Source organism: Pseudomonas sp. P7779 (assembly GCF_013386315.1).
GTDB lineage: Bacteria > Pseudomonadota > Gammaproteobacteria > Pseudomonadales > Pseudomonadaceae > Aquipseudomonas.
Window position 1 is genome coordinate 1 of the sequence record NZ_JACARZ010000238.1, and the last position, 379, is coordinate 379.

Here is a 379-nt window from a genome sequence, read left to right on the forward strand (position 1 = left end):
CCCAGCTCTTGAAGCCGCCCAGGTCGCCGGTGTTGAGCCGTGCGAAGGACTTTGTCAGGTTGTTCGAGCCGATGGATTGTTTGACGAACAAGCCTGGCTCTTTGGTCGGACGGATTGTGACCATGCCGATATTGCCGCCGCTGGAACCAATGTGTGGGCCATCCGCTTCGGAGGAGCCCTGGGTGACAAACACTTCGCCGACGTTTTCCGGATCGCCCAACTGGTTGGCGTACACGCCATAGCTGCCGGAGTCGTTGATCGGCACGCCGTCCATGGAAACCCCGACCTGGTCGGAGTTCATGCCGCGCATGGTGAAGCTGGTGCCGCTCATGCCGCTGGCGTCGTCGTTGGAAACGTTGATGCCCGGGGTGTACTTGAG

General features: G+C 60.7%; 1 protein-coding gene. It reads right to left on the minus strand.

What is annotated here, in order from left to right:
* On the minus strand, positions 1-379 hold a 379-nt coding region (locus HX869_RS31370; RefSeq protein ID WP_178904200.1), incomplete at both ends, for a TonB-dependent receptor plug domain-containing protein.